Below are 13,139 nucleotides of genomic sequence, written 5' to 3'. Positions count from 1 at the left end.
CTCAGGCCTCGGGCATCTGCAGCAGCACGGTCTCCAGGCAGAAGCCCGGCCCCATCGCCATGAGCAGCCCGTGCGTGCCCGGGGCGGGCGGCCGCTCCCGGAGCGTGTCGTCGAGCACGTGCAGCACGGAGGAGGAGGACAGGTTGCCGATGCGGGCCAGCGAACGGGTCGTCACTCCCAGGGCCTCGCGGTCGACCTCCAGCGCGTCGACGAGGGCGTCGATCACCTTGGGTCCGCCGGGGTGGGCGACCCACCACCCGATGTCGGCCCGGGTGAGCCGGTGCCCGGCGAGGAAGGTGTCGACGTCGTCCCGCACGTGCGCCCGCACGAGCTCGGGCACCTCGGGGCCGAGCACGATCTTCAGACCGGTGGACCCCACGTCCCACCCCATCGCGCGCTCGGTGTCGGGGTAGAACCGGCTGCGGCTGGCCAGGACGACCGGTCGGCCCGGGTGACGGGCCGCGGCGCGCTCGCCGACCAGCACCACCGCGGACGCGCCGTCGCCGAACAGCCCGCTGGCGACCAGGTTGGCGGTCGAGGTGTCGTCGCGCTGCACGGTGAGGCTGCACACCTCGACCGAGACGAGCACGGCGACGTCGTCGGGATGGCCGGCCAGGTAGTCGTGGGCCCGGGCCAGGCCGGCCGCGCCTCCGACGCAGCCCAGCCCGAGGATGGGCACCCGCCGCACGTCGGAGCGCAGCGGCATCCGTGCCATGAGGCGGGCGTCGAGAGAGGGCACCGCCACCCCCGTGATGGTGGTCGAGACGAGCAGGTCGACGTCCTGCGCCACGAGCCCGGCACGGTCGAGCGCCTGCTGCACCGCCCGGTGGGCCAGCTCGGTCGCGGCCGCGACGAACGCGTCGTTGGCGGTGCCGAAGTCTGCGGTGACCTCCGGGTAGTCGTCCAGGGGCAGTGCGAGGTGCCGGTGCTCGACGCCGCTGTTGCCGTGGATGCGTTGCAGCACCGGCAGCTGGGTGTCGGGCAGGCCGGTGAGCCGGGCCATGCGTTCGGTCAGCTCGGCCTGGGCGTAGCGGTGCTCGGGCAGGACGGCACTGACGGCGGCGATCGTGGACACGACCGCCAGCCTACGGAGCGGCGGTGACCGGCGCCTGTCTACGCTCTGGGGGTGAGCGGAGCCCTGGGTGTGAGCGGCCTCGTCAGGGCGTGCCACCCGGGCCCCACCGTGGCCGTCACCCTGCTGACGGCCCTGCTCGCGGTCGCAGCCGGGACCGGGTGGACGACCGGGCTCCTGGTGACGGCGGCGGTGTGCGCCGGCCAGCTCACCATCGGCTGGTCCAACGACCTGCTGGACACCGAGCGTGACCGTGCCTCCGGGCGTGCCGACAAGCCACTGGCGAGCGGTGCCGTGGCCCGCGGGAGCGTGCGGGCCGCGCTCGCGGCGGCGACGGCCGCCACGGTGGTGCTGTCGGGCCTGACCGGCTGGCGGTCGGCGGCCGTGCACCTGGTCCTCGTCGTCGGGTCCGGCTGGGCCTACAACCTCGGGGTCAAGGGCACGCTCTGGTCGTGGGTGCCGTATGCCGTGGCGTTCGGCTCGCTGCCGGCAGTCGTCTGGCTCGCGGCCGGGCCAGGGTGGTCCCTGCCGCCGGCGTGGATGACGCTCGTCGGCGCGCTGCTGGGGGTGGGCGCCCACCTGCTCAACGTGCTGCCCGACCTGGCCGACGACGAGCGCACCGGCGTCCGGGGGCTGCCGCACCGGCTGGGGGAGCGCAGGGTGCGCCTGCTCGCGCCCCTGCTGCTGCTCACCGGGGCGCTCCTGGTCGTGCTGGCTCCGGGGGGCGAGGTGCCGGTATGGGGCTGGGTGGCCGTGGTGGTGTCCGCCGCCCTGGCCGGCGTCGCCTGGGTGACCCGCGGCTCGACACCCTTCGTCGCCGCGATGCTGCTCGCCGTGGTCAACGTGGTGGGGCTGGTGCTGCGGGGCTAGGGCAGAGTGTCCTCATGCACTACGTCGGTGTCGACCTCGCCTGGGGGGAGCGCAAGCCCACCGGAGTGGCCGTCCTGGACGCCGCAGGGCGGCTGGTCCACGTCTCGGCACAGACGACCGACGCGTCGATCGTGACGGCCGTGACGCCATACGTGCAGGGCCCGTGCCTGGTCGCGGTCGACGCTCCGCTCATCGTGACCAACCCGAAGGGCAACCGCCCCGGCGAGGCCGCGCTCAACCGCGACTTCGCGCGCTTCGACGCCGGTGCGCACCCGGCCAACACCGGCAAGCCGGAGTTCGCCGACACACCGCGTGGCGCCCGGCTGGCCGCGGCGCTGGGTCTCGACATGGACCCCGCGTCAGCAGCGGAACGCAGGGCCATCGAGGTCTACCCGCACCCGGCGACGGTCTCGCTGTTCCGGCTGGGCCGCACGCTGAAGTACAAGCAGCGCAGCGGGCGCACCCTGCCCGAGCTGCGCACGGCACTGCTGGAGCTGATGCGGCTGCTGGAGGGCCTGGCCGAGGCAGCGGCCCCCATGGTGGTCACCGAGCACGAGGGCTGGCGCGACCTGGTCGACCAGGTGCGCTCGGCGCAGCGCAAGAGCGACCTGCGCCGGGTCGAGGACCAGGTGGACGCCGTGGTCTGTGCCTACATCGCGCGGTATGCGGTGGCGCACCCGGAGGACGTCACGACCTACGGCGACCTCGCCTCGGGCTACATCGTCACCCCGACCCTGCCCGCCGGCCACCGGCCGACCCCTCGGGCCCCGGTGCTGGGTGCGGACCTCGTCCACCGCGCCGTGCAGAGCTACGCCTCGCACTACCCCGTCGTCACCGACGCCACCGCCGGCTACGTGGCCCTGGTGACGACCCTGCTCGACGACGCCGGCATCAACTACCTGTCCGTCACCGGACGCACCAAGAGCGTCGCCTCGTTCGCCGGGAAGGCCAACCGGATGGTCGACGGGCGTCCGGCCTTCGCCGACCCCCTGCGTGAGATCACCGACCAGATCGGCGTGCGGGTCATCACCTTCGTGCACAGCGACGTGGCGGCCGTGGCCGACCTGCTCGCCGACCAGCTGCGGGTGCTGGACGACCGTGACATGGGGCAGGAGACCGCGCAGGAGGGACGCTTCGGCTACGCCAGCCGGCACGTGCTGGTGACCCTGGACGACGCCCGCGCGGCCTCGCCGGAGTTCGCGCCCCTGCGCGACCGCACAGCCTCGGTGCAGGTGCGCACGGTGCTGCAGCACGCCTGGGCCGAGTTCGAGCACGACATCCGCTACAAGGGCAGCATCCCCGAGGAGCACGCCCCGGACCTGGACCGGAGGTTCACCCTGGCGGCCGGGCTGCTGGAGCTGGCCGACCGCGAGTTCTCGACGATCCGCGACCGGCTGCGGGCCAGCATGGCCGACTCCCGCCCCGAGGCCGACGCCGCCGACCCCCGCATCAGCGCCCAGGACCTCGCCTCCTTCCTCGCCGGCCAGTTCGCCGACGCGGGCTGGTCGCGCACCGAGCACTACGACTGGGTGTCCGGGCTGCTGCTCGAGCTGGGCATCACCTCGCTGGAGGAGCTCGGAGGCCTGCTGGGGTCGGTGGACAGTGCTGCCATCAGCGCCCGCATGGACTACCGCTACCCGCCGGGGGCGGTCCGGCGGCTCGACGACGCCCTGCTGGCGGTCTTCGGCGACCGCTACCTCGAGCTGCACGGCAACGCCGAGCGGGTGGAGCCGCTGCGCGCCCGCCTGGAGAAGCTCCGCGCCTGAGTGTGCCGGGGGCGGTGCCCGGCGTGCCCTCCTGCCCGCCCTCGTGCCGGTTCTCGTGCCCTGTCGGCCGTGCGAGGCCTTGTCCCGGCACGGTCGGCAGTGCTGCAATCGGCCATGGACTGGCTCCGCGACCTCACCCGCACCGTGTCCCGCGCACTGCCTCGCACCCGCCTGCCCGGCGCCCGGGAGCCGGTGCCCGAAGGCCAGCCTGCGAGCGTCGAGGAGGTCATCCGGCGCCTGCGTGCCCTGGACGCCACGCTGCCGCCCGAGGACGGCGTCGCCTGCTTCAACCGGATGTACCTGCGGGTGACCGAGCTGGTCGCCGAGCGCATCACCCTCGGCGACTTCCGCAACGAGACGTTCATGACCCGCCTCGACGTGGTGTTCGCCGCGCTCTACCTCGACGCCGTCGACGCGGCGCAGGACGAGGTGAACCCGTCGTGGAGCCCGCTGTTCGAGCGCCGCGGCCAAGGGCTCGCCCCGGTCCAGTTCGCCCTGGCCGGCATGAACGCCCACATCAACCACGACCTGCCGGTGGCGGTGGTGCGCACCTGTCGTCAGCTCGGGCTCAGTCCCACCTCGGCGGGCGTGCACGCCGACTACGACCGGGTGAGCGACATCCTCGCCACCGTGCACGCGGAGGTGCGGCAGTCCTTCCTCGACGGCATGGTGCTGTCGGTCGACAGGGAGGTGTCCCCGCTCCTCACACTGGTCGGCTCGTGGAGCGTCACCCGAGCCAGGGACGCCGCGTGGGTCAACACGGAGGTGCTGTGGCGGCTGCGGCGCAAAGAGAGCCTGGACGCCGAGTTCCGCGCCACGCTCGCGCGCACGGTCGGCATGGCCACCCGCCAGCTGCTCGTGCCGGTGGCCGCGCCGGCCACCCCCTGAGCCACCGGCTGAGCCGGCCATCGCCTGAGCCGGCCGTCCGCGGCAGGTCTGACGGTGCCGCCGCCTACAGTGCGGTCCATGCCAGACACCGACATCCGCACCGGGCCGACGTTGCAGCGGGTGGTGGGCCGCATCGGCTCCGGATGGGTCACGGCGGTCGTCGTGTTCGTGGCGCTCGGCGGCACGGTCTTCGGGGTCGACGCCGCCCACCTCCGCAACGCTGTCGTCCCGCTCGCCCAGCCCTGGGCCGTGGTGGCGGAGGTCAGCGCCGGGGTGGGCTACCTCGGCGCGCTCACGGTGCCCTTCGTGCTGGTGCTGCGCCGCCGGGCGCCGGAGCGGGTCACCTTCTGGCTGGTCGGTCTGGCCTTCGTGATGCCGCTGAGCCCGGTGCCCGCCGCGTTGGCCCTGGCCTCGCTGACCCGGCGTCGCACCGGCACCGTCGTGTGGCAGGCCGTCGGGCTGCACAGCGCGCTGGTCGGGTGGTTCCTGGTCTGGGACCTGCGCGGACCCACGACGGAGACGTCGGCGCTGCGTGCCGTCATCGCCCCGCCCGGGGCGGCCCCGACGGCCGCCGTCCCCGTCTCGGCGGCGCAGCTGGTCATCACGGCACTGGTCCTCGTCGTGGCGCCGGTGGTGGTGGGTCTCTACCTGCGCAGCCGGGAGCAGCTCGGGCAGTCGCGACGCCGGGTGGAGCTGGAGCAGCAGGCCAGCGGCACCCTGGCCGCGCAGGTGGGCCGCCAGGCCGAGCGTGAGCTCATCGCCCGCGAGGTCCACGACGTCATCGGTCACCGCCTGTCCGTGCTGTCGTTGCACGCCGGGGGGCTGGAGGTGGCGGCGTCGGCCGACCCCCGGCTGGCCCGTAGCGCCGCCCTGGTGCGTCAGTCGGCCCAGCAGACGATGGACGACCTGCGCTCCCTGGTCGCGATGCTGCGCGACCCCGACGACCGGGCCCCGCAGGGACTGCTGGACGGTGCGCCGACGGGCCTGGCGGACCTGCCGAGGGTCGTCGACGAGACCCTGACGGCCGGTCGACCGATCGGCTCGTCCGTCTACCTCAGCCATGCCGAGGAGGCCGACCCCGCCCTGGCGCGTGCCGTCTACCGGATCGTCCAGGAGCTGCTGACCAACGCCCAACGGCACGCCCCGGAGGAGCCGGTGCGGCTCAGCGTGCGCGGGGGCCCAGACGAGGGCATCCGCATCGAGACGACCAACAGGGTCGGTCCCGGGTGCTCCGAAGAGGTGACGGGCCGGGGCGGCGGCAGCGGCCTGGTGGGCATCCGGGAGCGCGCCGAGATGCTGGGCGGTGTCCTGGAGATCTGCCACGACGACGGCCTCTTCCGCGCCGAGGTGCGGCTGCCCTGGGTGAGGGTGCCGGTGCACCCACACGCGAGCGGACGCGCCGGCGCCACGGAGCAGGCTCACGTGCCGGGTCTGTCGGTGGGTTGACCTAGCGTGCGGCACATGCCTCAGCACGACCGTCCGGCATCCCGGAGCGAGCGTCCGCACACCCCGGACGAGCCGGCCGTCCGCGTGCTCCTGGTCGACGACGACCCCCTGGTCTGCCAGGGCCTGGAGCTCATGCTGTCCTCGGCGCCGGACCTGCAGGTGGTGGCCGCGGTCGCCGACGGTGACGAGGTGGTGGGCGCGGTGCACGCGCACCGGCCCGACGTGGTGCTCATGGATGTGCGGATGCAGCGCATGGACGGTCTCAGCGCCACCCGTGCGGTGACCGCCGAGAGCCGCGCGCCTCGGGTCCTCGTGCTCACCACGTTCGGCGACGAGGACGAGGCGCTGCGGGCCGTGATGGCCGGGGCCGCCGGCTTCCTGCTCAAGACCGCCTCCCCGGCGGAGATCATCGACGGGGTCCGCAGCGTGGCAGCCGGCGAGGGCGCCGTGTCCGGACGGGCCGCCGGTCAGATCTTCGCCCACCTCGCCGGAGACGCCGCCACAAGAGCCCGCGCCGAGGCCGCCGAGCTGTGCGCCCGGCTCACCGACAGGGAGCGGGAGGTCGCCGCGCTGGTGGCCCGGGGGAGCGCCAACTCCCAGGTCGCCACCCGCCTGCATGTGAGCCCGAGCACCGTCAAGGCCCACCTGGCGAGCATCCAGGACAAGCTGGGGTGCACCGGGCGCGTCGAGATCGCCGTGCTGGCCGAGCGGGCCGGGCTGACCCGTCGCTGACGACGCAGGCTCCGGCCGGAGGGTCCGTGACCGTCAGGGCCGGGCCGCGGCCTCGCCCGCCACGGAGGCGATCGGCGCGGGGGCAGGGGTGCCCGACCCGTCGCGCCGTCCGTGGGCCTCCGGCAGCTCCACCGGCACCCCGTTGGCGGAGGCGGCGCGCGCCGGGGCGGGGCCGGCCCAGGCCAGCAGGAGCGCGTCCTCGCCGCGGACGAAACGGTGGCAGCGAACCCCTCCGGTGGCCCGACCCTTGGTGGGGTACTCGGCATACGGCGTCACCTTGACCGACCCCGCCTCGGTGCCCGGCAGCGACCCTGAGGACCCGCTGACCGTCACCACGACGTTGTCGACACCGGGGTCGACGGCGGTGAAGCTCACGACCCCGTCACCGGCACCCACCTTGATGCCGGCGACCCCACCACCCGCACGGCCCTGAGGGCGCACGCCTGCGGCGGCGAAACGCAGCAGCTGGGCGTGCTCGGTGACGAAGACCAGGTCCTCCTCACCGGTGCGCAGCTCGACGGCACCGACCACGACGTCCCCGTCCTTGAGGGAGACGACCTCGAACTCGTCCTTGTTGGCCGGGAAGTCGGGGTTGACGCGCTTCACGACGCCGTGTCGGGTGCCCAGGGCGATGCCTGGGCCCTCGCCGGTGAGGGAGCACAGCGCCAGCGGCTGCTCGCCGGCCGGCAGGTCGACGAAAGCGGCCAGGGGGGCGCCGCCGGAGAGGGTGGGTGAGCCGTTGGTCGGCGGCAGCGTGGGCAGCTCCAGCGCGGACACGCGCACGAGCCGGCCCGCGGAGGTGAGCAGGCCGACGTGGCCGCGGGCCGTCGTGCGCACCGCGCTGGTGACGACGTCGTGCTTGTGCCGTGCCTCGTCACGGCCCAGCGGCTCGGCGGAGGTGGTGCGGGCGAGCAGACCGGTGGAGGACAGCAGCACCCAGCACGGGTCGTCGGCGACCTCCATCGGGGTGCTGGTGGCGGTGGTCGCCGTGCCGCCGGCGCTCTCGAGCAGCACGGTGCGCCGGGGCGTGCCGTGCTCCTTGGCGACGGCTGCGAGCTCGTCGGAGACCACGCGCAGCAGCAGCTGCGCGTCCTCCAGGACGGCGCGCAGCCGCTCGATCTCGGCGATGAGCTCGTCCCGCTCGGCCTCGAGCTCGATGCGGGAGAACTTCGTCAGGCGGCGCAGCTGCAGGTCCAGGATGTAGGTCGCCTGGATGTCGGACAGGTCGAAGACCGCGATGAGCCGCTCCTTGGCGGTGGCGGCGTCGTCGCTGCCGCGGATGAGCTGGATGACCTCGTCGATGTCCAGGATCGCCACGAGCAGGCCCTCGACCAGATGCAGCCGCTCCTCCTTGCGGCGCAGCCGGTATGCCGTGCGCCGCCGCACCACGTCGGTGCGGAAGTCGACGTAGACCGTGAGCAGCTCGCGCAGGCCCAGCGTCCGCGGCTGGCCCTCCACGAGGGCCACGTTGTTGATGCCGAACGACTCCTCCATGGGGGTCATCTTGTAGAGCTGGGCCAGGACGGCCTCGGGGTTGAAGCCGTTCTTGACCTCGATGACGAGCTGCATGCCCTTGGTGCGGTCGGTCAGGTCGTTGATGTTGGCGATGCCCTGCAGCTTCTTGGCCTGCACCAGCTGCTTGACCTTCTCGATGACCTTCTCGGGGCCGACCAGGTAGGGCAGCTCGGTGACCACGATGCCCTTGCGGCGCGGCGTGATGCTCTCGATGCGCGCGGTGGCCCGGGTGCGGAAGGACCCGCGGCCAGACTCGTAGGCGTCGCGGATGCCGTCCAGCCCGACGACGGTGCCGCCGCTGGGCAGGTCCGGGCCGGGCACGAAGCGCATCAGGTCGTCCAGGGTCGCCTCGGGGTGGGCGATGAGGTGCCGGGCGGCGCCGATGACCTCCACGAGGTTGTGCGGCGCCATGTTGGTGGCCATACCGACGGCGATGCCGGAGGCGCCGTTGACCAGCAGGTTGGGGTAGGCGGCGGGCAGCACCTCGGGCTGCAGCAGCTGGTCGTCGTAGTTGGGGACGAAGTCGACGGTCTCCTCGTCCAGCGAGCCCGTCATGAGCAGGGCCGCGGAGGCCATCCGGGCCTCGGTGTAGCGCGACGCGGCCGGGCCGTCGTCAAGGGAGCCGAAGTTGCCGTGCCCGTCCACCAGGGCCAGGCGCATCGTGAACGGCTGGGCCATGCGCACCATCGCGTCGTAGATCGCGCCGTCCCCGTGGGGGTGGTACTTGCCCATCACCTCGCCCACGACCCGGGAGCACTTGACGTGCGCCCGGTCCGGCCGCAGCCCCAGCTCGCTCATGCCGTAGAGGATGCGCCGCTGCACCGGCTTCAGCCCGTCGCGCGCGTCCGGCAGGGCGCGCGAGTAGATCACCGAGTAGGCGTACTCCAGGAAGGCGCCCTGCATCTCGCTCTCGACGTCGACATCGATGATCTTCTCCTCGATGTCGGCCAGGTCGTCGGCGGCGGGGCGGCTGCGGCGGGCCATGATGGTGGTAGGGCTCCTCGGTCACGGGGGTGGGCCGCTCCGATCGTATGCCGCGACGCCTGCGGTTCCGCTCCACCGGCCGGCGGATGGCCGCGTCGCGGGAGGACGAGACGTCCTCGCAGAGCCATTGACGGGTGGGCGCCGTGGGGGCATCGTGGCCCCATCAGGATGCTCGCGGCGGGGGTCCGGGCATCACGCCTTCGTCCTGGGGAGCCATCGTGTCCGTCCCACCCTCGCAGCACCGCCGTCCCCGGTCCTTGCTCGCGCTGCTCACGAGCGTGCTCTTCCTGCTCACCGCGACGGGGGCCGCCGCGGCGGGACCGCCTGACGACCGCGGCAAGCCCGACCGCGGCCGGGACGCCTACGTCGCCATCGGCGACTCGTTCGCCTCCGGGGTGGGCACCGGACTGCCCGATCTGGACCTGGGCTGCTACCGCAGCAGCGCGGCATACCCACCTATCGTGGACGTGGAGCGCTTCGACACCTCTCTAGAGTTCGTCGCCTGCGGGGGTGCCACCACGGCCACCGTGACGGCCACCCAGCTGCACCCTCTCGACCGTCAGACCGACTTCGTCACCTTGAGCGTGGGCGGCAACGACATCGGCTTCGGCAGCCTGGTTGCGGCGTGTGTCGGCGGTGCGACCGACGAAGTGTGCCTGGGCGCTGTGGCGGTCGCCGAAGGGGCCATCGCCGGAGTGCTGCCGGCTCGCCTGGATGCGACCTACGACGCCGTTCGCGAGCGGGTGCGCAGGGCCGAGGTCATCGTCGTGGGCTACCCGCGCTTCTTCTCCGAGCCCTACGTCCCCTGCCTGCAGTCCAGCGGCATCTCCGCGACCGAGGCGGCTGCCCTGAACGGCGTCGCCGACCAGCTCGACGCCGTCATCGCCAACCGTGCCGCCTCTGCCGGCTTCACCTACGTCAGCGTGGTCGAGTCGTTCACTGGGCATGACATGTGCGCGGCCGAGCCGTGGGTCAACGGCCTCACGTTCGTCCCTGGTCTCGGCCAGGTCGTGCCGGGCACGACCCCCAGCGACTCCTACCACCCGAACAGGGCCGGCTACCGTGAAGGGTTCACCCCGCTGGTGAGCGACGCCATGGAGGAGCGTCGCCCGTCCGTCTCGCAGGTGCGCGTCCCTGAGCACACCGCGCGCCACGGCATACCGGCTTGACCCTCACCTGGCGTGAGGCGCCACCGTGGTGCCCATGACCGCACACACGATGCAGGAGGACACGGTGCTCACCGTGGGCCAGGTGGCCGAGAGGTTCGGCCTCACGGTGCGCACGCTGCACCACTACGACGAGATCGGCCTGCTGACCCCCGGCGCCCGCAGCCGCTCCGGCTACCGCCTCTACACCGACGAGGACCTCACCCGGCTGCAGCACGTGGTCGTCTACCGCCGGCTCGGCTTCCCGCTCGAGCAGATCTCCGCGATCCTCGACGGGGAGCCCGGGACGGCCCTGGTCGACCACCTGCGACGGCAGCGTGCTGCGGTCATGTCCCGGCTGGAGGAGATGACCGATCTCGTCACAGCCATCGACCGAGCACTGGAGCAGCAGATGAAGGGTGTGAACCTGACCACGCAGGAGCAGCAGGAGCTGTTCGGCGACGCCTTCGACGACGACGACGCCCAGGAGGCGCAGGAGCGCTGGGGTGACACGGACGCCTGGCAGCAGTCGCAGGCCAGGACCACGACGTACACCAAGGCCGACTGGGAGCGGGTCAAGGCCGAGGGCGAGGCGTGCAACGCGGCGTTCGTCGCGGCGATGGAGGCCGGGCTGCCCGCGACCTCGACCGAGGCCATGGACGCCGCCGAGCTCGCCCGGCAGCACATCACGGCGTGGTTCTACGACCTCTCACCGGACATGCACCGCCACCTGGCCGACATGTACGTCGCCGACCCGCGGTTCACCCGGACCTACGAGGACGTGCGGCCCGGCCTGGCGGCCTACGTGCGGGACGCGGTCCACGCCAACGCCGACCGCCACGCGACGCCGGGGCCCGGCGACTGAGCCGGCACCGCCGCCTTCCCGGCGGCGGTGCCGGCTCAGGTCAGCCGTCGCGCATGTCGGAGACCGTGGTCAGCCGGTAGCCGTTGGCCCGCAGGGTGCTCACGATGGACGGCAGGGCGTCCCGCGTCTTGTAGCCGCCCAGGTGGAACAGCGCGATCGAGCCGTTGGTGGGCAGCGGCGAGGTGATCCGGCTGACGATCTGGGTGGTCGTGGTCGCAGGGTCCCAGTCGATGGAGTCACGGTTCCACATCACCGTCTTGGTGTAGCCGACCGACGCGGCGGTGTCGAGCACGAAGGTGTTGTAGGATCCGTACGGCGGGCGCCAGTAGGGCCGCACCGGCATGCCGGACAGCCGGGCCAGCACCGTCTCCGCGCTCGTCAGCTCGGTGCGGATGAAGGTCGAGGTCATCGGCACGGTGCAGGGTGCGGAGGTGGGTGACCCGCCGCCGCCGCTGACGAGGTCGCAGTGGTAGCGGGTGTGGTTGCCCATCTCGAAGAGCTCCGGGTGCGCTGCGATCCGGGCCATGATCGCCCGGCCCTCGGTGGTGTCGGCCATCGTGCTCGTGGGGAAGAAGGTCGTGCAGACCTGGTTGTCGACCAGGTAGTCCACGATGCTCAGGCCGGGGTCGAGCCGGCCACCCATGTCGAAGGTCAGCGCCACCTGCCTGGTGGTGGTGGACACGGACCTGAAGACCTCCTGCGCGCCGGTGGCGGGCCGGTAGCCCGACCAGCACACACCGAGCCAGCGCTGCACGATGCGCGGGATCTCGTTGCTCTGCGCTGTCGTGCCGCCCAGCACGTAGACCGTGGTCGGTGTCAGGTTCGTCGTGAGCTGGGTCCAGCTGCCCGGCGGCATGGTCGTGCCGGTGGACAGCAGCACCGGTCCGCGGGTGAACCGGACGGCGGGCCCCGAGGCCAGGGCGTCGGGCCAGCCCAGCCCGGTGGCCACCATGACGCCGGGACGGTCCGGGCCGAACACCCGCGCCGAGACGGCCAGGGCCGTGGTGTAGCGGGTGTCCCCGGCGACCCGCTCGACGGTCGCGATCCCGGCGAGCTCGGAGGCGACCGCCGACGAGACGGCGGTGGTGCCGCCGATGACCATGATCCGGTCGGGGGCGAGCCGCTCCAGCTCGGTGCGGGTGCTGTCGGGCAGGGACGTGCTGCGGGTGAGCAGCATCGGGGCCGACTGCACGCCGGCGGCGGCGCCTCCGGACAGCGCGTCGGGGAAGGCCTCCCCGGTGGCGACGTAGGCGGTCGCTGCCCCGGACGGGTAGGCCAAGGACGAGAGGGCTGCCGCCGTGGCGAAGCGGTCCGCCCCCGAGACCCGGGTGACGGGTCCGTACGACGCGAGCGCCGTCCGCACGCTCTCGGACACCGCGGCCGTGCCGCCGACGAGGTAGATCCGTCCCGGGTCGAGCCGGGTCAGCTCGGTGCGGGTGGCAGAGGGCAGGGTGTCCTTGGTGGTGAAGAGGACGGGACCGTTGAGCCGGGCCCCTGCCGGGCCGGCCGCCAGGCCGTCGGGGAAGTTGGCCCCCGTGGTGACGAACGCGACGGGGACCCCTGCCGGGAAGAACTGCCTGCTCACCGCTGTCGCCGTGGCGTAGCGGTCGGTGCCGGCGAGCCGCTCGACGCTGAAGTCGAGGTCTGCGGCCAGGGTCTCCTGGCTGCTCACCGTGCTCGCCGGGGGTGGAGAGGCCCAGGAGCCGCTCACCGCCATCACCCCGGGACCCATCAGGACCAGGAGGAGGGCGAGCAGCACTCGCGGGACTCGGCGGACGACGGGGGGAGCGGCCACGGGAAACACCTCCGGCGAAGCGGCCAGACGCAACACGTCTGTGTCCAGTATGACGCCGCAG

Annotated in this window: 10 protein-coding genes; 7 read left to right on the top strand and 3 right to left on the bottom strand. The window is 73.1% G+C overall.

Features of this window, described 5'->3' with window-relative positions; genetic code table 11:
- Position 1 precedes the first annotated feature (1 nt).
- Positions 2-1,075, bottom strand: a complete 1,074-nt coding sequence (locus tag LVO85_RS13835) for a type III polyketide synthase (protein ID WP_232748078.1) — start codon at positions 1,073-1,075, stop codon at positions 2-4.
- Between the two features lie 51 nt (positions 1,076-1,126).
- Here LVO85_RS13835 and LVO85_RS13830 point away from each other — a divergent pair, with 51 nt between their 5' ends.
- From LVO85_RS13830 to LVO85_RS13810, 5 genes are all read left to right on the top strand, one after another.
- Positions 1,127-1,942: a UbiA family prenyltransferase gene (locus LVO85_RS13830; RefSeq protein ID WP_232748077.1), complete on the top strand. Its 816-nt coding sequence runs from the start codon at positions 1,127-1,129 to the stop codon at positions 1,940-1,942.
- 14 nt (positions 1,943-1,956) lie between these two features.
- Positions 1,957-3,708: a DUF429 domain-containing protein gene (locus tag LVO85_RS13825; RefSeq protein WP_232748076.1), complete on the top strand. Its 1,752-nt coding sequence runs from the start codon at positions 1,957-1,959 to the stop codon at positions 3,706-3,708.
- A 114-nt stretch (positions 3,709-3,822) separates the two neighbouring features.
- Positions 3,823-4,596, top strand: coding sequence for a DUF5995 family protein (locus tag LVO85_RS13820; RefSeq protein WP_232748075.1), 774 nt, complete (start codon positions 3,823-3,825; stop codon positions 4,594-4,596).
- 78 nt (positions 4,597-4,674) lie between these two features.
- Positions 4,675-6,042, top strand: a complete 1,368-nt coding sequence (locus LVO85_RS13815) for a sensor histidine kinase (protein WP_232748074.1) — start codon at positions 4,675-4,677, stop codon at positions 6,040-6,042.
- A gap of 15 nt (positions 6,043-6,057) precedes the next feature.
- On the top strand, positions 6,058-6,774 hold the full coding sequence (locus LVO85_RS13810; protein ID WP_232748073.1) for a response regulator transcription factor: 717 nt from the start codon (positions 6,058-6,060) through the stop codon (positions 6,772-6,774).
- A 33-nt stretch (positions 6,775-6,807) separates the two neighbouring features.
- Here LVO85_RS13810 and LVO85_RS13805 read toward each other — a convergent pair whose 3' ends face one another.
- Positions 6,808-9,273 carry a DNA gyrase/topoisomerase IV subunit A gene (locus tag LVO85_RS13805; RefSeq protein ID WP_232748072.1) on the bottom strand — a complete coding sequence of 822 codons (2,466 nt, stop codon included), beginning with the start codon at positions 9,271-9,273 and terminating at the stop codon, positions 6,808-6,810.
- A gap of 218 nt (positions 9,274-9,491) precedes the next feature.
- Between LVO85_RS13805 and LVO85_RS13800 the strand changes: the two genes are divergently transcribed.
- The gene (locus LVO85_RS13800; protein WP_232748071.1) at positions 9,492-10,442 is read left to right on the top strand and encodes an SGNH/GDSL hydrolase family protein; all 951 of its coding nucleotides are present in this window, start codon (positions 9,492-9,494) and stop codon (positions 10,440-10,442) included.
- Between the two features lie 34 nt (positions 10,443-10,476).
- Complete coding sequence (locus LVO85_RS13795; protein ID WP_232748070.1) at positions 10,477-11,283, top strand: MerR family transcriptional regulator; 807 nt, start codon at positions 10,477-10,479, stop codon at positions 11,281-11,283.
- A gap of 40 nt (positions 11,284-11,323) precedes the next feature.
- On the opposite strand, the gene LVO85_RS13790 is transcribed toward LVO85_RS13795, so the two are convergent.
- Positions 11,324-13,078, bottom strand: coding sequence for a cell wall-binding repeat-containing protein (locus LVO85_RS13790; RefSeq protein ID WP_232748069.1), 1,755 nt, complete (start codon positions 13,076-13,078; stop codon positions 11,324-11,326).
- Positions 13,079-13,139 lie beyond the last annotated feature (61 nt).

The organism is Ornithinimicrobium sediminis (assembly GCF_021272345.1).
Lineage (GTDB): Bacteria > Actinomycetota > Actinomycetes > Actinomycetales > Dermatophilaceae > Ornithinicoccus > Ornithinicoccus sediminis_B.
This window is presented reverse-complemented; position numbering and strand designations above follow the sequence as displayed.